The sequence below is a fragment of the Pseudomonas crudilactis genome (assembly GCF_013433315.1).
Lineage (GTDB): Bacteria > Pseudomonadota > Gammaproteobacteria > Pseudomonadales > Pseudomonadaceae > Aquipseudomonas > Aquipseudomonas crudilactis.
Map to the genome: position 1 here is coordinate 111,612 of NZ_WXVV01000011.1, position 25,569 is coordinate 137,180.

The following is a 25,569-nucleotide window of genomic DNA, read 5'->3' on the forward strand; positions in this document are numbered from 1 at the left end:
TTGCTCGCGAAAGCGGTGTGTCATTCAGCATTGTTTTGTCTGACAGGCCGCCTTCGCGAGCAAGCTCGCTCCCACAAGAGGGCGGCGTCAACCTGGTTTCATAGGATTCACAATGAGCAATAACGCCTCTTTCACGCCGCCCAGCCTGTTGCTCAGCACCATCGGCCTGTCGCTGGCGACGTTCATGCAAGTGCTCGACACCACCATCGCCAACGTGGCGCTGCCGACGATTTCCGGCAACCTCGGGGTGAGTTCGGAGCAGGGCACCTGGGTGATCACTTCGTTCGCCGTGAGCAACGCGATTGCGCTGCCGCTGACCGGTTGGCTCAGCCGCCGTTTCGGCGAGGTGAAGCTGTTTCTCTGGGCCACCATTCTGTTTGTGCTGGCCTCGTTTCTCTGCGGTATCTCCACATCGATGCCGGAACTGATTGGCTTCCGCGTCCTGCAAGGTCTGGTCGCCGGGCCGCTGTATCCGATGACGCAAACCCTGTTGATCGCGGTGTATCCGCCGGCGAGGCGCGGCATGGCCCTGGCGTTACTGGCGATGGTCACGGTGGTTGCGCCGATTGCCGGGCCGATTCTTGGCGGCTGGATTACCGACAGTTACAGCTGGCCGTGGATTTTCTTCATCAACGTGCCGATCGGGATTTTTGCGGTGATGGTGGTGCGCTCGCAACTGGCCAAACGTCCGGTGGAAACCAGCCGTCAGCCGATGGATTACGTCGGTCTGATCACGCTGATCATCGGTGTCGGCGCCTTGCAGGTGATCCTCGACAAGGGCAATGACCTGGATTGGTTCGAGTCGAACTTCATCATCATCGGCGCGGCGATTTCGGTGATCGCGCTGGCGGTGTTCGTTATCTGGGAAATGACCGATCAGCATCCGGTGGTGAATCTGCGGCTGTTCGCCTACCGCAACTTCCGCATCGGCACGCTGGTGTTGGTGCTGGGTTACGCCGGATTCTTCGGCATCAACCTGATCCTGCCGCAATGGTTGCAGACGCAGATGGGCTACACCGCGACCTGGGCCGGTCTGGCCGTGGCGCCGATCGGCATTTTGCCGGTGCTGCTGTCGCCATTTGTCGGCAAGTACGCGAACAAGTTCGACCTGCGGTTACTGGCCGGACTGGCGTTTCTGGCGATTGGCTTGAGCTGCTTCATGCGCGCCGGATTCACCAATGAAGTGGATTTCCAGCACATTGCGCTGGTGCAGTTGTTCATGGGCATTGGTGTGGCGCTGTTCTTTATGCCGACACTGAGCATTCTGATGTCGGACTTGCCGCCGAGCCAGATTGCCGATGGCGCGGGTCTGGCGACTTTCCTGCGGACGCTGGGTGGTAGCTTTGCGGCCTCGTTGACCACGTGGATCTGGATTCGCCGCGCGGATCAGCATCATGCGTATATGAGTGAGAGCATCAGCACCTTCGAGCCGGCGACGCGCGAGACCTTGAATCACTTGGGCGGGGCGAGCCAATCGGCGTATGCGCAGATGGATCAGATCCTCACCAGTCAGGCGTACATGCTCTCCACCGTGGATTACTTCACGTTGTTGGGCTGGGGGTTCATGGGGTTGATTCTGATTGTGTGGCTGGCGAAACCGCCGTTTGCTGCCAAGGCAGGGCCGGCTGCTTCCGGGCACTAAGGTCAAAAGCCCCTCACCCTAACCCTCTCCCGGAGGGAGAGGGGACTGACCGTGGTGGATGTTCGAGGTACGTCGACCTGAGCCACCGAGTTGAACTCAGGTTTAGGGAAAGCATGATTTGAGATCGTGAGTCGAACTCAGGTTTTGAAAAGCACAGAGATCGGCTCCCTTTCCCCCTCGCCCCCCTGGGGGAGAGGGCTGGGGTGAGGGGGTAGCGATCTTCAGCCGTGCGGCAAAGCCAGTGGCGGGGCGAAGTCGAACGGCGCCAAGGCATACCCGCTCTCATCCACTTGCAACGCCCAACCCTGCCGATCCCAATCCCCCAGCACAATCCGCTTCGCCGCCTGCTCACCGAGTTGCAGCTTGTGGATCGCCGGGCGATGGGTGTGCCCATGAATCAGGGTTTTCACGCCAAATTCCTGCATGATCCGCGGAATCTCTTCCGGCGTGACATCAACGATGTCATTGGCCTTCATCCGCGTCTGTGCCTTGCTTTCACTGCGCAGTTTACGCGCCAGCTTATGACGGCTGCTCAGCGGCAGGTTACGCAGGATAAACAGCGTGATCGGGTTACGCAGATAACGCCGCAGCTTCATATAGCCGACGTCACGGGTGCAGAGGCTGTCGCCGTGCATCAACAGCACCGGCTCGCCGTAGAACTGCACGACACTCGGGTCCTTCAACAACGTACAGCCGGCCTGCTTGCAGAAGGCCTTGCCGAGCATGAAGTCGCGATTGCCGTGCATCAGAAAAATCGCCGTGCCGCTGTCGCTCAATTCGCGCAGGGCCTGGCAGATGGAACGCTGGAAGGGCGTCATGGCGTCGTCGCCAATCCACGCTTCGAAGAAGTCGCCGAGAATGTACAACGCACTCGCCGAGCGGGCGCGTCCGGCGAGCAAATCCAGAAACGCCCGGGTTATGTCCGGGCGCTCCTCTTCCAGATGCAAGTCTGAAATCAGCAATATCACGCTTCGATGATCTCGGCTTTCTCGATGATCACGTCGTCTGCTGGTACGTCCTGGTGGCCGGACTTGGAGGTGGTCGAAACACCTTTGATCTTGTCGACAACGTCGGTGCCAGCGGTCACTTTACCGAATACCGCGTAGCCCCAGCCTTGCACGTTCTTGCCGCTGTGGTTGAGGAAGGTGTTGTCGGCAACGTTGATGAAGAACTGCGCGGAAGCCGAATGCGGCTCCATGGTGCGGGCCATGGCAACGGTGTATTTCTCGTTGGAAAGACCGTTGTCAGCTTCGTTCTGGATGCTTGGACGCTTGTCTTTCTTTTCTTTCATGCCCGGCTCGAAACCGCCGCCCTGGATCATGAAGTTACCGATGACGCGGTGGAAAACAGTGTTTTCGTAGTGACCGGCGTTGACGTACTCGATGAAGTTGGCGACGGTGATCGGCGCCTTTTCAGCGTTCAGTTCGATGACGATGTCGCCATGATTGGTGGTCAATTTAACTTGAGTCATGATCGGTGCTCTTTTTCAATGAAGCGTTTTATAAGGAATTCGTGGGCAATGGGACATTTGCGCCCGTTACCGGTTCAGCCCGTGGGCCAAGGTGCGCAGTTTAGCGTGACAGGCGCGAATTTCGAGGCTGTTTTTCAATTCCCGGCGATTAAATGCGCTCCTTTATAGGCCGTGCTCTGTCAGCCCCTTGACAGCATCGGCTATGATAGCGGCTTTGTTTTGTCTGGCCCCCTCTGCGGCCGCGCACATGTAAGTCAAGGATCCTATGAGCAAGCCCACTGTCGACCCTACCTCGAATGCCAAGTCCGGCCCTGCCGTGCCGGTCAATTTCCTGCGGCCGATCATCCAGGCAGACCTGGACTCGGGCAAGCACACCCAGATCGTCACCCGTTTCCCGCCTGAGCCCAACGGCTACCTGCACATCGGCCACGCCAAGTCGATCTGCGTGAACTTCGGCCTGGCCCAGGAGTTCGGCGGCGTCACGCACCTGCGTTTCGACGACACCAACCCGGCCAAGGAAGACCAGGAATACATCGACGCGATCGAGAGCGACGTCAAATGGCTGGGCTTCGAGTGGTCCGGCGAAGTGCGCTACGCCTCGCAGTATTTCGACCAGTTGCACGACTGGGCCGTCGAGCTGATCAAGGCCGGCAAGGCCTACGTCGACGACCTGACCCCAGAGCAGGCCAAGGAATACCGTGGCAGCCTGACCGAGCCGGGCAAGAACAGCCCGTTCCGTGACCGTTCGGTAGAAGAGAACCTCGACTGGTTTGCGCGCATGCGTGCCGGTGAATTCCCGGACGGCGCCCGCGTGCTGCGAGCGAAGATCGACATGGCCTCGCCGAACATGAACCTGCGCGACCCGATCATGTATCGCATCCGCCACGCGCATCACCACCAGACCGGTGACAAGTGGTGCATTTACCCGAACTACGATTTCACCCACGGTCAGTCGGACGCCATCGAAGGCATCACCCACTCGATCTGCACCCTCGAATTCGAAAGCCATCGTCCGCTGTACGAGTGGTTCCTCGACGCACTGCCAGTGCCGGCGCACCCGCGTCAGTACGAGTTCAGCCGTCTGAACCTCAACTACACCATCACCAGCAAGCGCAAGCTCAAGCAACTGGTCGATGAAAAGCACGTGCATGGCTGGGACGACCCGCGCATGTCCACGCTGTCGGGCTTTCGCCGCCGTGGCTACACGCCGAAATCGATCCGCAACTTCTGCGAAATGATCGGCACCAACCGTTCCGACGGCGTGGTCGACTTCGGCATGCTCGAATTCAGCATCCGTGACGACCTCGACCACACCGCGCCGCGCGCGATGTGCGTGCTGCGTCCGCTGAGAGTCGTCATCACCAACTACCCGGAAGGTCAGGTCGAAAACCTCGAACTGCCGCGCCACCCGAAAGAAGACATGGGCGTACGCGCACTGCCATTCGCCCGGGAAATCTACATCGACCGTGACGACTTCATGGAAGAGCCGCCAAAGGGCTACAAGCGCCTGGAACCGGCCGGAGAAGTGCGTCTGCGCGGCAGCTACGTGATCCGTGCCGACGAAGCGATCAAGGACGCCGATGGCAACATCGTCGAACTGCGTTGCTCGTACGACCCGGAAACCCTGGGTAAAAACCCTGAAGGCCGCAAGGTCAAAGGCGTGATCCACTGGGTGCCGGCAGCCGCCAGCGTCGAGTGCGAAGTGCGTCTGTACGATCGCCTGTTCCGTTCGGCCAACCCTGAGAAGGCCGAAGACAGCGCGAGTTTCCTCGACAACATCAACCCGGATTCGCTGCAGGTACTCACCGGTTGTCGTGCTGAGCCATCGCTTGGCAATGCACAGCCGGAAGACCGTTTCCAGTTCGAGCGCGAAGGCTACTTCGTTGCTGATATGAAGGACTCGAAACCAGGTCAGCCGGTATTCAACCGTACCGTGACCCTGCGTGATTCGTGGGGCCAGTGATTCAGCGTCAAGGGAAATAACGTGCTAACGATCTACAACACGCTCACCAAGAGCAAAGAAGTCTTCAAGCCGCTCGATGGCAACAAGGTGCGCATGTACGTCTGCGGGATGACCGTGTACGACTACTGCCACCTTGGCCACGGCCGCAGCATGGTCGCGTTCGACCTGGTGACCCGCTGGTTGCGGTTCAGCGGTTACGACCTGACCTACGTGCGCAACATCACCGACATCGACGACAAGATCATCAACCGCGCCAACGAGAACGGTGAATCGTTCGAAGCGTTGACCGAACGCATGATCGCCGCGATGCACGAAGACGAAGCGCGCCTGAACATCAAGAAGCCGGACATGGAACCGCGTGCCACCGATCACATTCCGGGCATGCACGCGATGATCCAGACCTTGATCGACAAGGGTTACGCCTACGCCCCGGGCAACGGCGACGTGTACTACCGCGTCGCCAAGTTCATGGGCTACGGCAAGCTGTCGCGCAAGAAAATCGAAGACCTGCGCATTGGCGCGCGCATCGAAGTCGACGAGTCGAAACAGGACCCGCTGGACTTCGTACTGTGGAAAGCCGCCAAACCGGGCGAGCCGAGCTGGGAATCGCCATGGGGCGCCGGGCGTCCGGGCTGGCACATCGAGTGCTCGGTGATGTCCACCTGCTGCCTCGGCGAGACCTTCGACATTCATGGCGGCGGCAGCGATCTGGAATTCCCGCACCACGAAAACGAAATCGCCCAGAGCGAAGCAGCCACGGGCAAGACCTACGCCAACGCGTGGATGCATTGCGGGATGATTCGCATCAATGGCGAGAAGATGTCCAAGTCCTTGAACAACTTCTTCACCATCCGCGACGTGCTGGAAAAGTACCACCCGGAAGTCGTGCGTTACCTGCTGGTGTCGAGCCACTACCGCAGCGCGATCAACTACTCGGAAGACAACCTCAAGGACGCCAAAGGCGCACTCGAGCGTTTCTACCACGCGTTGAAAGGTTTGCCGACTGTGGCGCCGGCCGGCGGCGAAGCGTTTGTCGAGCGTTTCACCACGGTGATGAACGACGACTTCGGTACGCCGGAAGCCTGCGCGGTGCTGTTCGAGATGGTGCGTGAGATCAACCGTCTGCGTGAGAGCGATCTTGATGCGGCGGCCGGTCTGGCGGCGCGTCTGAAAGAGCTGGCCAGCGTGTTGGGTGTGTTGCAGCTCGAAGCGGATGACTTCTTGCAGGCGGGCGCTGAAGGGCGTGTCGATGCGGCTGAGGTTGATGCGCTGATTGCGGCGCGTCTGGCGGCGCGGGCGGGGAAGGATTGGGCTGAGTCCGATCGTATTCGTGATCAGCTCACGGCGATGGGGGTTGTGCTGGAAGACGGCAAGGGTGGGACTACCTGGCGTCTGGCTGACTGAGAGCCGTACCTGTTACAGACAAAACCCGCCTTGTGCGGGTTTTTGTTTGGCTGCGAGAAAAGCCCCTCACCCTAACCCTCTCCCAGAGGGAGAGGGGACCGAATGGGGGATGCTCAAGTAATACGCCGACCTGAACGTGCTGCACCGAATCCATAATCGACTGGTTCTTTCAGGTCGCTGCATCACGTCAGACACCTCGGTCAGCTCCCTCTTCCTCCGGGAGAGGGCTGGGGTGAGGGGAATGGTTTCAAGGAGATCCACCAACCTCAACGCTCCGTACTAAATCTATAATCGACTGGTGTTTTCAGGTCGCTGCATCACGTCAGACACCTCGGTCAGCGCCCTCTCCCTCCGGGAGAGGGCTGGGGTGAGGGTTGCTTTTGACGTTCGCGTAGGTCTTGATGTCGGCAACGCGTTCAGCCGGATGCTGAGCGGCGACGATTATCGAAGGGAAACACCATGGCCAATCACTACCGCGAACTGCTAACGACCCCCGGTGCCACCGGGCTAGTGCTCGCGAGTTCCATCGCACGCTTGCCGCAAGCAATGATCGGCATCGGCATCATCACCATGCTGGTGCAGCAAACCGGGGTTTACTGGCTGGCCGGTGCCGTCGCCGGGACGTTCACCCTGGCCAATGCGCTGCTTGGCCCGCACATCTCGAGACTGGTCGATCAACATGGCCAGAGTCGCGTACTGCCCATCGTCACCGCGTTCAGCATTGCCATGCTGCTGGCGCTGATCACCGCCGTTTACCTGAGAGCGCCCGCCGCGGTGTTCTTTGTACTGGCAGCATTGGCGGGGACGATGCCGAGCATGCCGTCGATGATCCGTGCGCGATGGACGCAGTTGTTCCGGGGCAAACCGCAGTTACACACGGCGTTCTCGCTGGACACGGTCCTCACCGAAATGGCCTACATCGTCGGCCCGCCATTGGCGATCGGTTTGAGCGTGAGTTTTTTTGCCGAGGCCGGGCCGCTGGTCGCGGTCGGGCTGCTGGCCGTCGGGGTCACGGCGTTTCTGCTACAACGCCAGACTGAGCCGAAGGTTGTCGCTGGCCACGCCAGCGATGGCGGCTCAACCCTGCTGATTCCCGGCGTGCGCACCATTGTTCTGGCGTTGTTGGCGATGGGTGTCATTGGTGGAGCAATCGATGTGGCTGTTGTGGCTTTCGCCAATGCACAAGACTGGCCAGCGTCGGCGACTTTCATCCTTGCTGCCTATGCGTTCGGTTCACTGGTGGCGGGCCTGACGTTCGGTGCGATGAGGGTTTCGCTGGCGATCGAAAAACAGTTCCTGATCGGGATATTGGTCACGGCGTTCACCGGTGTGTTGCCGATTTTTGCTACGGACGTTTATGTCCTGTCAGCGACGCTGTTTATCGCCGGGATTTCGTTTGCGCCAACGATGGTCGTGGTGATGAAGCTGGGGACGATCATCATCCCGCCATCGAGGATTACTGAAGGGCTGACGTGGATGACCACGGGTATCAGCATTGGCGTTGCGCTGGGCGGCATGCTCGCGGGGTTGGTCATTGATGGCTGGGGTGCACGGGCCGGGTTCGGCGTGGCGATTGGGGCAGGGTTGATGATGGTGGTGGTTGTGCTGGTCGGGTTGCGCACGCTCGGTGCAGCGTCAGCTGCACATGTTGAGCCAGCCTTTTCGCCCTCACCCTAGCCCTCTCCCGCAGGAGAGGGGACTGATTGGGGGATGCTCACGAGATACGCCGACCTGATCGATTTGCGCCGAATCCATAATCGCCACGATGTTTCAGGTCGATGTCCAGCGCCAGACACCTCGGTCGGCTCCCTCTACCTCTGGGAGAGGGCTGGGGTGAGGGGCGTGGGATTCACTCAACCTTCAATCTGCCGCAACCGCTTGTAGAGAGTATTGCGGCTCACCCCAAGCCTGCGTGCCAGATGAGAAATATTCCCCCCAGCCGCTTTCAACTCCCGGTTCAACGCCTCCACATCATTCAGATCAACCCCCAACGGCGCCGCGCTCTCCACCGGCTCCATCTCCAGATCAACAAAAAAATCATCCGGCAAATGCTCCAGCCTCACCGGCTGTTCCTCAGCCATCGCCAAAGCTACCTGCATCACACTACTCACCTGACGCAAATTCCCCGGCCACGGATGACGGCTGAACAGTTCCAGCACCTCTTGGCTCAACCCCGCCCACTGCGTCGGCTCACGATGCTGTTCCCACAGCCGTTTAAACAACGCCTCTTTATCACTGCGCTCTCGCAGTGGCGGCAACTCCAGCGTCAGTCCACCAATGCGGTAATACAAATCCTCACGAAACCGCCCCAATTGCACTTGTTCGCGTAAAGATCGGTTAGTCGCCGAAATAATCCGCAGATCTACCGGGAACAACTCGCTACTGCCGACCGGTTGCACGCAACGCTCCTGCAACACCCGCAGCAACCGCGCCTGCGTCGGCAACGGCATGTCGCCGATTTCATCGAGGAACAACGTGCCTTTGTCCGCCTTGCGAATCAGGCCGATGCTGCCTTTCTGGTTGGCGCCGGTGAACGCGCCTTTCTCGTAGCCGAACAGTTCTGATTCGACCAGTTCGGCGGGGATCGCCGCGCAGTTGACGGCGATAAACGCCTGTTTGCTGCGAGAGCTGGCCTGATGCAGGGCTTTGACGAACACCTCTTTGCCGACGCCGGTTTCGCCATGGATCAGCAACGGAATGTCTTTCTCCAGCAAACGCTCTGCCTGCCGCACGGCTTTCTCCACGCGACTGTCGCCGAAGTGCAGAGTGTTAAGGCTGATGGCAGTGGGCGCGGCGGTTTTCGGTTCAGCAGCAAAAACGCGCGGCTGAATCGACGCCTGCTTCGGCCGCTTCAACAAACACTGAAAACGGTTACGCCCGGAGGTCTGCAAGGCAAACGGCAACCCGTCCGGCTGGTTGATCAACTCCAGCAGCGAGACCTTGAACAGACTTTCAACGCTCACCCGCGACAAGCGCACACCGAGCAGATTGTCGGCCCGACGGTTGGCAGACAACACCTGACCGCTCTCATCGAAGATCAATAGCCCGGCCCACTGACTGTCGAGGTTGTTCAACCCGGTGTTGAAAGTCAGTTGAAAATGCTGGCCATGGAACAGGTTGAGGATCAGCCGGTTCTCCACGGTCTGGCTCATCATCTTGACCATGCCCAAGGTGTGCGAGGGCGGCAGGTAGCTGTCGCTGGACACATCAAGCACGGCAATGACCTTGCGCTCGGCATCGAAAATCGGCGCGGCAGAACCGGTCATGAAACGGTTGGCCTTGAGAAAATGTTCGTCGTGTTCGATATGCACCGCTTGCTCGCAGGCCAGCGCCGTGCCGATCGCATTGGTGCCGCTGCAGCGCTCCATCCAACTCGCCCCGGCCTGAAACCCCCGCGCCAGATTCGGCTCGATAAAGCGTTGTGTGCCCCACGAGGTCAGCACCTGGCCCTGATTGTCGGCGAGCATGATCAGGCAGTTGGAGTTGCTGAGGATGTTTTCGTAATAGGGCAGGACTTCCTGATGCGTGGTCTGCACCAGCGAGTGATGACTGTCGAGCAACTGCGCGATGCCGGCGGCAGGCAACTGATCGAAGGCGGGCGTGCTTTGGTGGTCAAGACCGAACGCGCGGCAACGTTGCCAGGAGGTCTGGACGATCGCGTCGTGGGACAGCGGCGGGGCAGGTGCGGCCATGGCAGTCAGCCTCTGATGCAGCGATTTTTATTGTTGTTATGAACCCAAATCCTGAATACAACACAGATCAACTGTGGGAGCGAGCTTGCTCGCGAAAGCCTCGTATCAGTCACCGAATCGGTTGAATGACACACCGCATTCGCGAGCAAGCTCGCTCCCACAGGATCTCCGGTGTTCACCGAAATGAGTTCATAGAGTGTTGTTCACTATTGTTCATTGTCAATCGCCCAACTGTTCAAATGTGTTCAGCAATGAACGCCCATTCCCCGCGCTTTCAGCGATTTTCACGACAAATCAACCACTTGCCATTTCTGGCACGAAACTCGCTCCCGTGCACAGGTCGCTTGACTCCAATAATAAAAAGGCCGAGCCATGTCACTCACCCTGGAGCACGTCAGCCGTACCGTCGAGGGCCAGACCTGGATCGACGATGCGTGCCTGAAATTCGAACCCGGTTCGTTCAACGTTTTGCTTGGTCGCACGCTGTCCGGCAAAACCAGCCTCATGCGTTTGATGGCCGGGCTGGACAAGCCCGACAGCGGCCGCATTCTGATGAACGGCGTCGACGTCACCCAACGCCCGGTGCGCCTGCGCAACGTGTCGATGGTCTATCAGCAGTTCATCAATTACCCAACCATGACCGTGTTCGAGAACATCGCCTCGCCGCTGCGCCAGGCCGGTGTGTCCAAAGAGATCATTCACAGCAAAGTGCAGGAAACCGCGAAGATGCTGCGCATCGAGAAGTTTCTGCAGCGCTATCCGCTGGAACTGTCCGGCGGTCAGCAGCAGCGCACGGCCATGGCTCGCGCACTGGTCAAGGACGCCGAGCTGATCCTCTTCGATGAGCCGCTGGTCAACCTCGACTACAAACTGCGCGAAGAGCTGCGTCAGGAAATGCGCGAGCTGTTCAAGGCGCGTCACACCATTGCGATCTACGCCACCACCGAACCCAACGAAGCGCTGGCACTCGGCGGCACCACGACGATTCTTCATGAAGGCCGGGTGATTCAGAGCGGCCCGTCGACTTCGGTGTATCACCAGCCGCAAACCGTGCTCGCTGCTGAGCTGTTCTCCGAACCACCGATCAACCTGATGCCCGGGCGCATTGCCGGTAACGAAGTGAGTTTTGCCAACTTCGTGCACTTCCCGTTAAACGTCGATCTGCGTCCGGTGGGCGAGGGTGAGTTCCGTTTTGGCGTGCGGCCCAGCCATATCTCGCTGGTGCCGAGCAACGATGACGATCTGGAATTAGCGGTCACCGTCGAAGTCGCCGAGATCAGCGGTTCGGAAACCTTCCTGCACGTGCGCAACGAGCATTTCCTGCTAGTGCTGCACCTGCCTGGCGTTCACGAATACGACGTCGATGCGCCGATCCGCATCTACATCCCGACCCACAAACTGTTCGTTTTCGATGCGCAGGGCCGTCTGGTGCAAGCACCGGGCCGGCGTGTCGCGAGGGTTGCCTGATGGCCGAAATCCGTTTGCAGCACCTCGCCCACAGCTACAGCAAAACCCCGAGCGGCGCGGAGGATTATGCAATCCGCGAAATGGATCACGTCTGGGAGCAGGGCGGTGCTTACGCCTTGCTCGGGCCGTCGGGTTGTGGCAAGTCGACTTTGCTCAACATCATTTCCGGCCTGCTCAGCCCCTCGCAGGGCCATGTGTTGTTCGACGGCAAAGCGGTCAACGACCTCACGCCGGAGAAGCGCAACATTGCCCAGGTTTTCCAGTTTCCGGTGGTCTACGACACCATGACCGTGTTCGATAACTTGGCTTTCCCCTTGCGCAATCAGGGCATGGCCGAGGCGAAAGTGCACAGCAAGGTGCAGGAAATTGCCGAAGTGCTCGACCTGCAAAACCTGCTGAGCAAAAAGGCACGCAACCTCACCGCCGACGAAAAACAGAAAGTCTCGATGGGCCGTGGTCTGGTCCGCGACGACGTTTCCGCAATCCTGTTCGACGAGCCGCTGACGGTGATCGACCCGCACCTGAAGTGGAAACTGCGGCGCAAGCTCAAGCAGATCCACGAGCAGTTCAACATCACCATGGTCTACGTCACCCACGATCAACTGGAGGCTTCGACCTTCGCCGACAAGATTGCGGTGATGTACGGCGGTCAGATTGTGCAGTTCGGCACGCCACGGGAATTGTTCGAACGGCCGAGCCACACCTTTGTCGGCTATTTCATCGGCAGCCCGGGGATGAACCTGATCGAGGTACAGCCGCAACCCGGCGGCGTCGGTTTCGCCTCGACGCACTTGCCGTTGTCCGACGCCATGCAGCGACATATCCAACACGGTCAGTGGAAAAATCTGAAGGTCGGCATCCGTCCGGAGTTTATTCATGTCTGGGACGAGCCGTTTGATGACGCGATGCAGGCCAGGGTCGTACACGTCGAAGACCTCGGCACCTACAAGATCATGACCCTCGACCTCGACGGCGCGCCGTTGAAAGTGCGTTTGGCCGAAGATAAACCGGTTCCCCAAGGCACGGCGTACATCAGTTTCCCGGCGCAGTGGCTGATGGTCTATGCCGATGAGTTTCTGCTCGAAGCCGACGACGAGGTGCAGCCATGAACAAGGTGCAGAACAACAAGGCCTGGTGGCTGGTGTTGCCAGTGTTCCTGCTGGTGGCGTTCAGTGCGGTGATCCCGATGATGACCGTGGTTAACTATTCGGTGCAGGACATCTTCGACCAGTCCAGCCGCTACTTCGTCGGTGCTGACTGGTACAAGCAAGTGCTGCTCGACCCGCGTCTGCACGACTCGTTGCTGCGCCAGTTCATCTATTCGGCCTGTGTGTTGCTGATCGAGATTCCGCTGGGCATCGCCGTCGCCTTGACCATGCCGACCAAGGGTCGCTGGTCATCGGTAGTGCTGATCATTCTGGCGATTCCGTTGCTGATTCCGTGGAACGTGGTCGGCACCATCTGGCAGATCTTCGGCCGCGCCGACATTGGTTTGCTCGGTTCCAGCCTTAACGCCATGGGCATCAGCTACAACTACGCGGCCAACACCATGGACGCCTGGGTGACGGTGCTGGTGATGGACGTCTGGCACTGGACTTCACTGGTGGCGCTGCTGTGCTTCTCCGGTTTGCGCGCGATTCCCGACGTGTATTACCAGGCCGCGCGCATTGACCGCGCCTCGGCCTGGGCGGTGTTCCGGCACATTCAGTTGCCCAAGTTGAAGAGCGTGCTGCTGATCGCGGTGATGCTGCGCTTCATGGACAGTTTCATGATCTACACCGAGCCATTCGTGCTCACCGGCGGCGGGCCGGGTAACGCCACGACCTTCTTGAGTCAGACGTTGACCCAGATGGCTGTAGGGCAATTCGACCTCGGTCCGGCAGCGGCGTTTTCGCTGGTGTACTTCCTGATCATCCTGTTGGTGTCCTGGCTGTTTTACACCGCCATGACGCACTCCGACGCCAACCGCTGAGGCCCGGCCATGAGCAAGAGAAAGATTATTCCGTTGCTGGTGTACATCCTGTTCCTGCTGGTGCCGATCTATTGGCTGCTGAACATGTCGTTCAAGAGCAACACCGAAATCCTTGGCGGTCTGACACTTTTCCCACAGGACTTCACGCTGGCGAACTACAAAGTGATCTTCACCGACCCGAGCTGGTACACCGGTTATCTGAACTCGCTGTATTACGTGAGTTTGAACACGGTGATCTCGCTGAGCGTGGCATTGCCGGCGGCCTATGCGTTTTCCCGCTATCGTTTTCTCGGCGACAAGCACTTGTTCTTCTGGCTGCTGACCAACCGCATGGCACCGCCGGCGGTGTTTCTGCTGCCGTTCTTTCAGCTGTATTCGTCGATCGGTCTGTTCGATACGCACATCGCCGTGGCCTTGGCGCATTGCCTGTTTAACGTGCCGCTGGCGGTGTGGATTCTCGAAGGTTTCATGTCCGGGGTGCCGAAGGAAATCGACGAAACCGCCTACATCGATGGCTACAGTTTCCCCAAGTTCTTCGTGAAGATTTTCATCCCGCTGATTGGCTCGGGCATCGGTGTCACGGCGTTTTTCTGCTTTATGTTTTCCTGGGTCGAACTGCTGCTCGCACGTACGTTGACCTCGGTAAACGCCAAGCCAATTGCGGCGGTGATGACGCGTACGGTTTCAGCATCGGGTATCGATTGGGGCGTGCTGGCGGCGGCGGGGGTGTTGACCATTCTGCCGGGCATGCTGGTGATCTGGTTTGTTCGCAACCACGTGGCCAAGGGCTTTGCCCTCGGTCGGGTCTGAGGAGCTGATGATGGAATGGATGAGCTGGACCACGCCTACCGCAGCATTCTTCATCGTCATCGGCCTGATTCTGGTCGGCATGACCACTTGGGAACTGCGTTCGCCGAGCATCCTGCGGCGAGGTTTTCTGCCGATTGCCACCACCCGTGGCGATCGCTTGTTTATCGGTCTTCTCGGCAGCGCCTACCTGCATTTGCTGGTGATCGGCGCCACCGACTGGAGCATCTGGGTGGCGTCCGCGTTGTCCCTGGTGTGGCTGTTGGCTGTGATGCGTTGGGGCTAGTCGAGTCAATCGGCAACCATGCTCCGAAATCCTAAACAGGAGGTCTCTATGTTCGACAAAAACAATAAGCTGCGACATAGCATTTCATTGGCAGCCATGCTGGCACTCAGCGGTTTGAGCGCCGCCGCGTGGGCGGATGCCTACGAAGACGCGGCGAAAAAATGGATCGGCAGTGAATTCAAACCGTCGACCCTGACGGCCGAGCAGCAACTCGAAGAATTGAAGTGGTTCATCAAGGCCGCCGAGCCGTTTCGCGGCATGGACATCAAGGTCGTTTCCGAGACCCTGACCACCCACGAATACGAGTCGAAAGTGCTCGCCAAGGCCTTCAGCGAAATCACCGGGATCAAGCTCACCCACGACCTGCTGCAGGAAGGCGACGTGGTGGAAAAAATGCAGACGGTGATGCAGTCCGACAAGAACATCTATGACGGCTGGGTCAACGACTCGGACCTGATCGGTACGCACTTTCGCTACGGCAAGACCGAATCGATCACTGACCTGATGGCCAACGAAGGCAAGAACTTCACCTCGCCGACCCTCGACATCAAGGACTTCATCGGCATCTCGTTCACCACCGCGCCGGACGGCAAGATCTATCAACTGCCCGACCAGCAATTCGCCAACCTGTACTGGTTCCGTGCTGACTGGTTTGAACGCGCCGATCTGAAAGCCAAGTTCAAGGAAAAGTACGGCTACGAATTGGGCGTGCCGGTGAACTGGTCGGCCTATGAAGACATCGCCAAATTCTTCAGCGAAGACGTCAAGGAAATCGACGGCAAACGCGTTTACGGGCACATGGACTACGGCAAGAAAGACCCGTCGCTGGGCTGGCGTTTCACCGATGCCTGGTTCTCCATGGCCGGTGGCGGCGACAAAGGTTTGCCCAACGGTTTGCCGGTGGACGAGTGGGGGATTCGTGTCGAGGATTGCCATCCAGTCGGTTCCAGCGTGACTCGCGGCGGCGACACCAATGGCCCAGCGGCGGTGTTCGCCACCACCAAGTATGTCGACTGGCTGAAGAAGTACGCGCCACCGGAAGCGGCGGGCATGACCTTCTCCGAGTCCGGTCCGGTGCCGTCGCAGGGCAACATTGCTCAGCAGATCTTCTGGTACACCGCGTTCACCGCCGACATGACCAAACCGGGCCTGCCGGTGGTCAACGCCGACGGCACGCCGAAATGGCGCATGGCGCCGTCGCCGCGTGGGCCGTATTGGGAGGAGGGCATGAAGCTCGGGTATCAGGACGTGGGTTCGTGGACGTTCATGAAATCCACGCCTGAAAAACAGAAGCTGGCGGCGTGGTTGTATGCGCAGTTCGTGACCTCGAAAACCGTGTCGCTGAAGAAAACCATCGTCGGCCTGACGCCGATTCGCGAGTCGGACATCAACTCGCAGGCGATGACTGATCTGGCGCCGAAACTCGGTGGCCTGGTCGAGTTCTACCGCAGCCCGGCCCGCGTGCAATGGACCCCGACCGGGACCAACGTGCCGGACTATCCGCGGCTGGCGCAACTGTGGTGGAGCCACATCGCCGAAGCGGCCAGCGGCGAGAAGACCCCGCAACAGGCGCTCGATGGTTTGGCCAAGGATCAGGACGCGATCATGACGCGCCTCGAACGCTCCAAGGCCCAAGCTGTTTGTGCGCCGAAGATGAATCCGGAGCGCGACGCGCAATACTGGTTCGATCAACCGGGCGCACCGAAGCCGAAACTGGCCAACGAGAAGCCGAAGGGCGAGACCGTAAGCTACAACGAACTGCTGAAATCCTGGGCGGATGCCCGCAAGTAAAAGTTGAACTGTGACAGGCGAACGGCACCGGAAGGTGCCGTTTTTGTTGGTGCCTGATTTACCGCTTTCGCGAGCAAGCTCGCTCCCACAGGTTCTGGCGGTGTCCACATATTTTGTGAATGACTACGGTCCCTGTGGGAGCGAGCTTGCTCGCGAAGGCTGAGTATCAGACAGTGCAGATTTTGCAGGACCCACCGCCATCGCGAACAGGCGAAGGCCTACAGGTTTCAGTGGTGTCCACAAACCTGAGTACCCCGCAAATCACTGTGGGAGCTTGCCTGCAAGCGAAGGGGCCGTTGGTGTCGCCGCAGGAAACCCAAGCCGGAACACGGTCATCGCCCCCGGCAAGCTCTTAACCTCCGCCACACCCTGATGTAGGCTCATGATCGAGCGCACGATCGCCAGGCCCAATCCAGTGCTGCCCTGCGAGCGTGAGCGGCTGCTGTCGACGCGGTAGAAGCGGTCAAACAGATACGGCAAATGTTGCGCTTCAATTCCGGCGCCGGGGTTGCTGACCAGCAGCGACGCCTGCGCTGCACTCTGCTCGATCAGCAACGTTACGGTTTTCCCGGCAGGGCAGTGGCGCAGCGCATTTGACAACAGATTGGAAATCGCCCGTTGAATCATCAGCCGATCCCCCAGAACCGATGCGCTGCCGAGCACATTCAAATGAATTTGCTTGTCCTGCGCCGACAGCGAAAACATCTCCGCCACCTTCGCCACTTCAACCTCCAGCGCCACCGCTTCAAACGGCGCCAGCGCCGATGGATGACTGACCTGTGCCAGAAACAGCATGTCCGAGACAATCCGCGCCACGCGCTCCAGTTCCTCGGTACACGACACCAGCACGTCCTTGTATTCCTCTGTCGTGCGCTCGCGGGACAAGGTCACCTGCGCCTTGCCCATCAGGTTGTTGATCGGCGTGCGCAGCTCATGCGCCAAGTCGTCGGAGAATTGCGACAACTGCTGCACCCCGGCATCGAGTCGATGCAGCATGAAGTTGATGCCTTGCGCCAGTTCGCTCAGTTCCTGAGGCATGTTCACCACCGACAATCGATGTTCCAGGTCCTGGGTCGAGACCATCGCCGCCACCTTGCGAAACTCACGCAGCGGCGCCAAACCACGCTGCACCGCGCCCCAAGCGGTCAGGCCGATAAACACCAGCAACAACGGCAAGGCAATCAGCGTCGAGCGCAGATACGCGCTGAGGAGGGCCTGATCGTGGGCGTTGTCCATCGACAGCAGCACCGGCACGCGATTGCCGTCCTTGAGACGAATCAGCTTCGAAGCGGTGAGGAACTTTGCGCTTTCAGCATCCAGGCTGTCGGAGTAAGTCAATTGATCTGTGGTCGCCCGCACCGCTTTCAATTCAACCCGTGGATCAGTCAAACCGCTACCGGATTTGAGCAGCGGCGAGCGCAAATTCAAACGGTCATAAATCGTCAAAGTGAGGTTGTCATGGCCCATGACCTGATCGAGCAAAATGTGCGGCTTGCCGCTGATCTCATTGGCATCGACGTACAGCGACAAGCTGTGTTCGACCTGCGCCATCTTCTTCTCGAGACTGTCGCGCGACAGCGCATTGAGCTCATGGGTCAACGCGAAATAGGCAAGGATCGCCAGAAACACCACCAGCAGCGCACCGAGAATACTCACCGTCAAACCGAGGCGCATCGACAGGCTGGCCGGCTTCATTCCCGCGCCTCCAGCACATAGCCGACACCGCGCAGGGTGTGGATCAGTTTGCTGTCGAACGGGTCGTCGATCTTCGCCCGCAAGCGGCGGATCGACACTTCGACCACGTTGGTGTCGCAGTCGAAATTCATGTCCCACACCAACGAGATGATTTGTGTGCGCGTCAGCACTTCGCCGGACTGGCGCATCAGCAGATGCAGCAGAGCGAATTCCTTGGTGGTCAGGTCGATCCGCTGTTGCCCGCGAAACGCGCGATGGCGGCCCGGATCGAGCTCCAGATCGGCCACTTTCAAAACTTGCGGCACCGGGATGTTTTCGCTGCGACGCATCAACGTACGCACCCGCGCCAGCAGTTCGGGAAACTCGAACGGCTTGACCAGATAATCGTCGGCGCCCAGATCTAGGCCACGAATCTTGTCGGCCAGGCGCCCGCGCGCGGTGAGCATCATCACCCGTGTGGCGTGGGTGCGACGCAGTTGTTCCAGCACGCCCCAACCGTCGAGTTCCGGCAGGTTCACGTCGAGAATAATCAGGTCATAGGCTTGCTGTTGCGCCAGATGCAGGCCATCGGCACCGGTGGCGGCGTGGTCAACGACATAACCACTTTCGGTCAAACCCTGATGCAAGTATTCGGCAGCTTTAAGCTCGTCCTCGACGACAAGGATTCGCATGATCTATCACCACTTTTAATTAATGGGTATCTAATTTAAAACGCCCTCACCCTCACCCTCACCCTCACCCTCACCCTAACCCTCTCCCAGAGGGAGAGGGGACTGAATGCGGGATATCTCAGAACTACGCCGACGTGAAAAAAATTTACTGAATCCATAATCGACTAGATGTAACAGGTCGATATATAACGCCAGACATGTCGGTCGGCTCCCTCTCCCCCCGGGAGAGGGCTGGGGTGAGGGGAAGTCCGGACGATAAAGGTTGTAGTGGCTATAGGGTCAACCGCCAAGCGCTTTAAAACGGTGCTCTGCGACAGTCGGTCGCATCACAAGCAACAAAATCCCCATGAGTTTGATTCCAGCAAGTGCAATTCAGCAGATAACTACCGTATTTTTGTTTCGATGTATTTCGATAAAACCATTTGCACTTCGCATCCTAGAACAAAACAACTTCCCCAAACCGTGGATAACGGATTTGTAATGTTCCAGTCACCTTGTCGATAAGTTCAAAACCCTACCGTGGCGGCATCCGAGATACTTGAATAAAGGAAGTCTTCCATTGCCCGGTTTAATAGAACTGACGGCGCGATCACGCCTGAAAAAAACCGCCAGCGGCATCCTGTTGCTGGCCTGTACCAGCCTTGCAAACGCAGCGCCCCTGACGCTGGATCAAGCCCTGCAAAGTGCCTTCGCCGGCAACCCGGAGCTGGCCGCTGCGCAGTGGGAAATCGGCATCGCCCAAGGTGATCGTCAGCAGGCTGGCCTGATCCCTAATCCCGAGATTTCCTGGGAAGCCGAAGACACTCGCCGCAATTCGCGCACAACCACGGTGATGCTCAGTCAGCCGATCGAACTGGGCGGCAAACGCGGCGCACGCATCGACGTCGCCAGCCGCGCGCAGGACGCTGCCGGCATCGAACTGGAGCGCAAGCGCAATGCCTTGCGTGCCGATGTGATTCAGGCATTCAACAGCGCGCAAACCGCGCAGCAACGTTTGCAGTTGTCGCGGCAGTCGCTGCAACTGGCCGAGCACGGTGTGCGCGTGGCGCAGGGGCGCATCGAGGCGGGTAAATCGTCGCCAGTCGAAGGCACGCGAGCGCAAGTGCAACTCTCGGAAGTGCGCCTTGAGCTGAGCCGGGCAGAGCGTGATCAGGCCACCGCGTACCAACAATTGGCGCAAGTCATGGGCGCGCCGTTGCCGACATCGACCAAGGTGCAGGCACCCACGCAAAGCATGCCGGCCGTTCCGCCACCGACAAGATTGCTCGAGCGTCTGAACGAGACCGCCGAACTGCGTCTGGCCACGTTGCAGATCGATCAGCGCGAAGCGTCATTGGGCCTGGAAAAGTCCCAGCGCATCCCCGATCTCACCGTGAGCATCGGCAGCCAGTACAGCGAAACCGAGCGCGAGCGGGTCAACGTGGTCGGGCTGTCGATGCCGATTCCGCTGTTCAATCGCAATCAAGGCAACGTGCTCGCCGCAGCGCGCCGAACCGATCAGGCGCGGGATCTGCGCAACGCCACCGAGCTGCGACTGCGCACGGAAATCCAGACCAACCTTGAGCAATGGCAGACCGCCAACGGCGAAGTCACAGCGTTCAACCAGACCATCCTGCCCGCTGCGCAAAGTGCGGTCGACAGTGCAACGCGCGGTTTCGAAATGGGCAAGTTCGGCTTCCTCGATGTGCTCGATGCGCAACGCACCTTGATCAGCGCTCGTAGCCAGTACATCCAGGCCGTCAGCGAAGCCACCGACGCCCGCGTACGCATCGAACGGATCTTCGGCGACCTCAGCGTCAGCCGTTGAATTTCACTTTTCAGACAACTGCGCGATGGCTCGGCGCAGAGGAGTTTCCATGGATAAAAAATTGATGGTGGTCGCGGTGGCGACATTGGCACTGGGCATTGGTATCGGCTCGCAGTGGGCGGGTAACGCAAGCATCGACGCCCATGCCGATGAGGCCGCTGAACACGCCGATCACGCGCAAGAAGGTGCAGCGGCTGAGCATGCCGAAGAGGGGCACATCGAGTTAAGCGCCGAGCAGATCACCGCTGCCGGCATTCAACTCACCGAAGCAAAGCCGCAAAACATCAGCCTCGGCCTGCCGTTCCCCGGCGAAGTGCGCTTCGACGAAGACCGCACCGCTCACGTGGTGCCGCGCGTCCCGGGTGTGGTCGAGTCGGTGGCAGTCAACCTCGGGCAGACAGTGAAGAAGGGCCAGTTGCTGGCGGTGATCGCCAGTCAGCAAATCTCTGATCAGCGCAGCGAGCAAGCCGCCGCGCAACGTCGTTTGGCCTTGGCGCGCACCACTTATGAACGGGAGAAAAAACTCTGGCAGGACAAGATCTCCGCCGAGCAGGATTTCCTCCAGGCGCGTCAGGCTTTGCAAGAGGCGGAAATCGCCGTGAGCAATGCCCGGCAGAAAATTAGCGTGCTCAGCGGCAGCGTGGTTGCTACCGGCGGCAATCGCTATGAATTGCGCGCGCCGTTCGATGGTGTGGTGGTGGAAAAACACCTGACGCCGGGCGAGGTGGTCGATGAAACCACGGCGGCGTTCACCCTCTCGGATTTGTCGCGAGTGTGGGTGACGTTCGGTGTGTCGCCGAAGGACTTGAACAAGGTGCAAGTGGGTAAAACGGTCACTGTCAGCGCGCCCGAACTGAACGCTGAAGTGGTCGGCAGCGTGGCTTATGTCGGCAGCTTGCTCGGCGAACAAACCCGCACTGCGACCGTTCGCGTCACCCTGGAAAACCCGCAAGGCTCATGGCGCCCCGGTCTGTTTGTCACCGCGTTGGTGGCGACCGACAGCCGTGAAGCGAAAGTCGCCGTGCCGGAAACCGCGATCCAGACCGTCGAGGACAAACCCACGGTGTTCGTGCGCACCGACGACGGTTTCGAAGCGCGCCCGGTTGAGCTGGGCAGTCGCGCAGCCGGTCACGTGGAAATCATCCAGGGCCTGGAACCGGGCGTGCAAGTCGCCAGCGCCGGCAGCTTCGTCCTCAAATCGGAACTGGGCAAAGCCTCAGCCGAACACAGCCACTGATCCGGAAGACTCCCATGTTCGAACGCCTGATCCAGTTTGCCATCGAGCAGCGCATCATCGTCCTGCTCGCCGTTCTGCTCATGGCCGGCCTCGGCATCGCCAGTTATCAAAAACTGCCGATCGACGCCGTGCCCGACATCACCAACGTCCAGGTGCAGATCAACACCGGCGCCGCCGGATTCTCGCCGCTGGAGACCGAGCAGCGCATCACCTTCCCTATTGAAACCGCGATGGCCGGGCTGCCGGCACTCGAACAGACCCGTTCGCTGTCGCGCTCGGGCCTCTCGCAAGTCACGGTGATCTTCAAGGACGGCACCGATCTGTTCTTCGCCCGCCAATTGGTCAACGAGCGTTTGCAGATCGCCAAGGAGCAATTGCCCGAAGGCGCGGAGGCGGTCATGGGGCCGATTTCCACCGGCCTCGGCGAGATTTTTCTGTGGACGGTCGAGGCGAAGGAGGGCGCGCTCAAGGACGACGGCACCGCGTACACGCCGACCGATCTGCGGGTGATTCAGGACTGGATCATCAAGCCGCAATTGCGCAACGTGCCGGGTGTCGCCGAGATCAACACCATCGGCGGTTTCGCCAAGGAATATCAGATCGCGCCGGACCCGAAACGCCTGGCCGCGTACAAGCTGACCCTCACCGATCTGGTCACCGCGCTTGAGCGTAACAACGCCAACGTCGGCGCCGGTTACATCGAGCGCAGCGGCGAGCAATTGCTGATCCGCGCACCGGGGCAGGTGGCGAGCACCGAGGACATCGCCAACATCGTCATGGCCAATGTCGACGGCACGCCGATCCGCGTGAAGAACGTCGCGACAGTGGAAATCGGCCGCGAATTGCGCAGCGGTGCGGCCACAGAAAACGGTCGCGAAGTGGTGCTCGGCACCGTGTTTATGCTGATCGGCGAGAACAGCCGCACGGTCTCCCAAGCAGTGGCCAGCAAGCTGGAGCAGATCAACAAGTCCTTACCGCAAGGCGTGATCGCGGTGCCGGTGTACGACCGTACGCATCTGGTCGACAAAGCCATTGCCACGGTGAAAAAGAACCTCATCGAAGGCGCGATTCTGGTGATCGCGATTCTGTTTCTGTTCCTCGGCAACATCCGCGCGGCACTGATTACCGCGATGGTGATTCCGCTGTCGATGCTGTTCACGTTCACCGGGATGTTCAGCAATAAAGTCAGCGCCAACCTGATGAGCCTCGGCGCGCTGGATTTCGGCATCATCGTTGACGGCGCGGTGGTCATCGTTGAAAACACCCTGCGTCGACTCGCCCATGCGCAGCAGCATCACGGGCGATTGTTGACCCGCGCCGAGCGTTTCAAGGAAGTGTTCGCGGCAGCGAAAGAGGCGCGGCGACCGTTGATTTTCGGGCAGTTGATCATCATGGTGGTGTACCTGCCGATCTTCGCGTTGAGCGGCGTCGAAGGGAAAATGTTCCACCCGATGGCGTTCACCGTGGTGATTGCGTTGCTTGGCGCGATGCTGTTGTCGGTGACCTTTGTACCGGCGGCCATTGCTTTGTTCGTGACCGGCAAGGTCAAGGAAGAAGAGGGCGCAGTGATGCGCGGCGCACGTCACGTTTATGCGCCGGCGCTGGCATGGGTGATGTCCAATCGCGCGGTGGCCGTGAGCGCGGCGTTGGGTGTGATCGTGCTTAGCGGCGTGCTCACCAGTCGTATGGGCAGCGAGTTTGTGCCCAGCCTCAGCGAAGGTGATTTTGCCCTGCAAGCGCTGCGTGTGCCGGGCACCAGCCTGACGCAATCGGTGGATATGCAGCAGCGACTGGAGACGTTGATTCTGGCGAAGGTGCCGGAAGTCGAGCGCGTGTTTGCCCGCACCGGTACCGCCGAAATCGCTTCCGATCCGATGCCGCCGAATATCTCCGACAGCTACGTGATGCTCAAGCCGAAAGAGCAGTGGCCGGATCCGGGCAAGTCCCGCGAAACCCTGATGGCCGAACTGCAAGCCGCCGCCGCGACGTTGCCGGGCAGCAACTATGAACTGTCGCAGCCGATTCAATTGCGTTTCAACGAACTGATTTCCGGCGTGCGCAGCGATGTCGCGGTGAAGGTATTCGGCGATGACATGGACGTGCTCAATGCCACCGCTGCGAAAATTGCCGCAGCGATGCAGAAGGTCAACGGCGCATCCGAGGTGAAAGTCGAACAGACCACCGGGTTGCCGGTGCTGACCATCAACATCGATCGCGATAAAGCCGCGCGTTACGGGCTCAACGTCGGGGATGTGCAGGACACCATTGCCGTTGCAGTCGGCGGGCGTAAGGCCGGGACGTTGTATGAGGGTGATCGGCGTTTCGATATGGTCGTGCGCCTGTCCGATGCCATGCGCAAGGACATCGACGGCTTGTCGGCGCTGCTGATTCCGGTGCCTGCGGTGAATGGCGCGGCCAATCAGATCGGTTTCATCGCGCTGCAAGACGTCGCCAGCCTCGATTTGGTGCTCGGGCCGAATCAGGTCAGCCGCGAGAACGGCAAGCGTCTGGTGATCGTCAGCGCCAACGTGCGCGGGCGTGATATCGGTTCATTTGTCAGCGAGGCCGGTGAGGTGATCGAGCGAGATGTGCAGGTCCCGGCCGGTTACTGGACCAGTTGGGGCGGGCAGTTCGAGCAACTGCAATCGGCCGCCAAGCGCTTGCAGATCGTGGTGCCGGTGGCGCTGCTGCTGGTGTTCGGGTTGTTGTTCATGATGTTCAACAATCTCAAGGACGGCTTGCTGGTGTTTACCGGGATTCCGTTTGCCTTGACCGGTGGGGTCATGGCGTTGTGGTTGCGCGATATTCCGTTGTCGATTTCGGCGGGTGTCGGGTTTATCGCGTTGTCCGGGGTGGCGGTGTTGAACGGGCTGGTGATGATTGCGTTTATTCGTAATTTGCGCGAGGAGGGGCGGTCGCTGTCGGACGCGATCCACGAGGGTGCGTTGACGCGTTTGCGGCCGGTGTTGATGACAGCGCTGGTGGCGTCGCTGGGGTTTATTCCGATGGCGCTGGCGACCGGCACAGGTGCGGAGGTGCAGCGGCCACTGGCGACCGTGGTGATCGGCGGGATTCTGTCTTCGACGATCCTGACGCTGCTGATCTTGCCGGCGCTCTATCAACTCGCCCATCGCCGGGATGAGGACGCTGTTCCAATTCAATAGTTAATCCCCCTGTGGGAGCGAGCTTGCTCGCGAAGGCGTTGTGTCATTCGACTAATCAGTCGACTGATACGGCCTCTTCGCGAGCAAGCTCGCTCCCACAGTAGTTTTGCGGCCATCCAGACGATTGGGCAGGCACATAACGGATATGTAATTTCCCCGCCACCGTCACGAAAGGTGCGCCTTGTTACTTTGATCCCGTCAGTTACTTAAACGAGGAATCAAAGATGAAACTTACCCGACTCAGTGCTTTCGCCGCCGCTCTGGCGATCTCTTCCGTGGCCCTGGCCGAAGGCGGCGGTGACCGCACATTCGAGCGGATGATGACCAGCAACGACCGCTCCATGGAGTTGTTCGTCGCCAAGGAAAAAGCCGCCGGCAACCCGGTTGTCGTCACTGACAAGAAAGACGAGAAGACCCGCGAACTGTAAGTCTTCTGCACCTGAACAAGCCCGTTATCGCGCATCGATGCCGGGCTTTTTTTACGCCCGGATGTGAAGGAA

Annotated in this window: 19 protein-coding genes; 14 read left to right on the plus strand and 5 right to left on the minus strand. The window is 59.5% G+C overall.

All coding sequences use genetic code 11. The features are described 5' to 3' along the window. Nucleotides 1-112 precede the first annotated feature (112 nt). On the plus strand, nucleotides 113-1,642 hold the full coding sequence (locus GTU76_RS14120; RefSeq protein ID WP_016986555.1) for a DHA2 family efflux MFS transporter permease subunit: 1,530 nt from the start codon (nucleotides 113-115) through the stop codon (nucleotides 1,640-1,642). Between the two features lie 221 nt (nucleotides 1,643-1,863). On the opposite strand, the gene lpxH is transcribed toward GTU76_RS14120, so the two are convergent. Next, entirely contained in the window at nucleotides 1,864-2,610 is a 747-nt protein-coding gene (lpxH, locus tag GTU76_RS14125; RefSeq protein WP_007912467.1) for a UDP-2,3-diacylglucosamine diphosphatase, read from the minus strand. Continuing rightward, nucleotides 2,607-3,113, minus strand: a complete 507-nt coding sequence (locus GTU76_RS14130) for a peptidylprolyl isomerase (RefSeq protein WP_016986556.1) — start codon at nucleotides 3,111-3,113, stop codon at nucleotides 2,607-2,609. The genes lpxH and GTU76_RS14130 overlap by 4 nt, the downstream gene beginning before the upstream one ends. A 265-nt stretch (nucleotides 3,114-3,378) precedes the next feature. Between GTU76_RS14130 and GTU76_RS14135 the strand changes: the two genes are divergently transcribed. From GTU76_RS14135 to GTU76_RS14145, 3 genes are all read left to right on the plus strand, one after another. Then, nucleotides 3,379-5,076: a glutamine--tRNA ligase/YqeY domain fusion protein gene (locus GTU76_RS14135; RefSeq protein ID WP_180698866.1), complete on the plus strand. Its 1,698-nt coding sequence runs from the start codon at nucleotides 3,379-3,381 to the stop codon at nucleotides 5,074-5,076. Between the two features lie 21 nt (nucleotides 5,077-5,097). After that, a complete protein-coding gene (cysS, locus tag GTU76_RS14140; protein WP_016986558.1) occupies nucleotides 5,098-6,480 on the plus strand; it encodes a cysteine--tRNA ligase in 1,383 nt (460 codons plus the stop codon). 459 nt (nucleotides 6,481-6,939) lie between these two features. Beyond that, nucleotides 6,940-8,157, plus strand: coding sequence for an MFS transporter (locus tag GTU76_RS14145; protein WP_180698867.1), 1,218 nt, complete (start codon nucleotides 6,940-6,942; stop codon nucleotides 8,155-8,157). 176 nt (nucleotides 8,158-8,333) lie between these two features. On the opposite strand, the gene GTU76_RS14150 is transcribed toward GTU76_RS14145, so the two are convergent. Continuing rightward, entirely contained in the window at nucleotides 8,334-10,172 is a 1,839-nt protein-coding gene (locus GTU76_RS14150) for a sigma-54-dependent Fis family transcriptional regulator (RefSeq protein ID WP_016986560.1), read from the minus strand. A gap of 372 nt (nucleotides 10,173-10,544) precedes the next feature. Here GTU76_RS14150 and GTU76_RS14155 point away from each other — a divergent pair, with 372 nt between their 5' ends. The 6 genes from GTU76_RS14155 to GTU76_RS14180 are packed head-to-tail and all read left to right on the plus strand — an operon-like array spanning nucleotide 10,545 to nucleotide 16,495. Further along, nucleotides 10,545-11,639, plus strand: a complete 1,095-nt coding sequence (locus GTU76_RS14155) for an ABC transporter ATP-binding protein (protein WP_007912480.1) — start codon at nucleotides 10,545-10,547, stop codon at nucleotides 11,637-11,639. Then, the gene (locus GTU76_RS14160) at nucleotides 11,639-12,748 is read left to right on the plus strand and encodes an ABC transporter ATP-binding protein (protein ID WP_016986561.1); all 1,110 of its coding nucleotides are present in this window, start codon (nucleotides 11,639-11,641) and stop codon (nucleotides 12,746-12,748) included. The genes GTU76_RS14155 and GTU76_RS14160 overlap by 1 nt, the downstream gene beginning before the upstream one ends. Then, nucleotides 12,745-13,611, plus strand: coding sequence for a carbohydrate ABC transporter permease (locus tag GTU76_RS14165; protein ID WP_007912484.1), 867 nt, complete (start codon nucleotides 12,745-12,747; stop codon nucleotides 13,609-13,611). The genes GTU76_RS14160 and GTU76_RS14165 overlap by 4 nt, the downstream gene beginning before the upstream one ends. 9 nt (nucleotides 13,612-13,620) lie before the next feature. Continuing rightward, the gene (locus tag GTU76_RS14170; RefSeq protein WP_016986562.1) at nucleotides 13,621-14,421 is read left to right on the plus strand and encodes a carbohydrate ABC transporter permease; all 801 of its coding nucleotides are present in this window, start codon (nucleotides 13,621-13,623) and stop codon (nucleotides 14,419-14,421) included. Nucleotides 14,422-14,431: 10 nt separating this feature from the next. After that, nucleotides 14,432-14,704: a DUF2160 domain-containing protein gene (locus GTU76_RS14175; RefSeq protein WP_007912485.1), complete on the plus strand. Its 273-nt coding sequence runs from the start codon at nucleotides 14,432-14,434 to the stop codon at nucleotides 14,702-14,704. Nucleotides 14,705-14,752: 48 nt separating this feature from the next. After that, nucleotides 14,753-16,495, plus strand: coding sequence for an ABC transporter substrate-binding protein (locus GTU76_RS14180; protein ID WP_016986564.1), 1,743 nt, complete (start codon nucleotides 14,753-14,755; stop codon nucleotides 16,493-16,495). A gap of 261 nt (nucleotides 16,496-16,756) precedes the next feature. Here GTU76_RS14180 and GTU76_RS14185 read toward each other — a convergent pair whose 3' ends face one another. Further along, entirely contained in the window at nucleotides 16,757-18,190 is a 1,434-nt protein-coding gene (locus GTU76_RS14185; RefSeq protein WP_016986565.1) for a heavy metal sensor histidine kinase, read from the minus strand. Further along, complete coding sequence (locus tag GTU76_RS14190) at nucleotides 18,187-18,861, minus strand: heavy metal response regulator transcription factor (protein WP_016986566.1); 675 nt, start codon at nucleotides 18,859-18,861, stop codon at nucleotides 18,187-18,189. The genes GTU76_RS14185 and GTU76_RS14190 overlap by 4 nt, the downstream gene beginning before the upstream one ends. Nucleotides 18,862-19,420: 559 nt before the next feature. Between GTU76_RS14190 and GTU76_RS14195 the strand changes: the two genes are divergently transcribed. The 4 genes from GTU76_RS14195 to GTU76_RS14210 all read left to right on the plus strand — a co-directional run bounded on the left by GTU76_RS14195 (nucleotide 19,421) and on the right by GTU76_RS14210 (nucleotide 25,497). After that, the gene (locus tag GTU76_RS14195) at nucleotides 19,421-20,668 is read left to right on the plus strand and encodes a TolC family protein (RefSeq protein WP_180698868.1); all 1,248 of its coding nucleotides are present in this window, start codon (nucleotides 19,421-19,423) and stop codon (nucleotides 20,666-20,668) included. A 49-nt stretch (nucleotides 20,669-20,717) separates the two neighbouring features. After that, nucleotides 20,718-21,905, plus strand: coding sequence for an efflux RND transporter periplasmic adaptor subunit (locus GTU76_RS14200; RefSeq protein WP_180698869.1), 1,188 nt, complete (start codon nucleotides 20,718-20,720; stop codon nucleotides 21,903-21,905). Nucleotides 21,906-21,919: 14 nt separating this feature from the next. Next, complete coding sequence (locus tag GTU76_RS14205) at nucleotides 21,920-25,069, plus strand: CusA/CzcA family heavy metal efflux RND transporter (protein ID WP_180698870.1); 3,150 nt, start codon at nucleotides 21,920-21,922, stop codon at nucleotides 25,067-25,069. A 224-nt stretch (nucleotides 25,070-25,293) separates the two neighbouring features. Then, nucleotides 25,294-25,497 (plus strand): co-regulatory protein PtrA N-terminal domain-containing protein, encoded by a 204-nt coding sequence (locus tag GTU76_RS14210; RefSeq protein ID WP_180698871.1) that lies wholly within the window; start codon nucleotides 25,294-25,296, stop codon nucleotides 25,495-25,497. The last annotated feature ends 72 nt before the right edge of the window (nucleotides 25,498-25,569 follow it).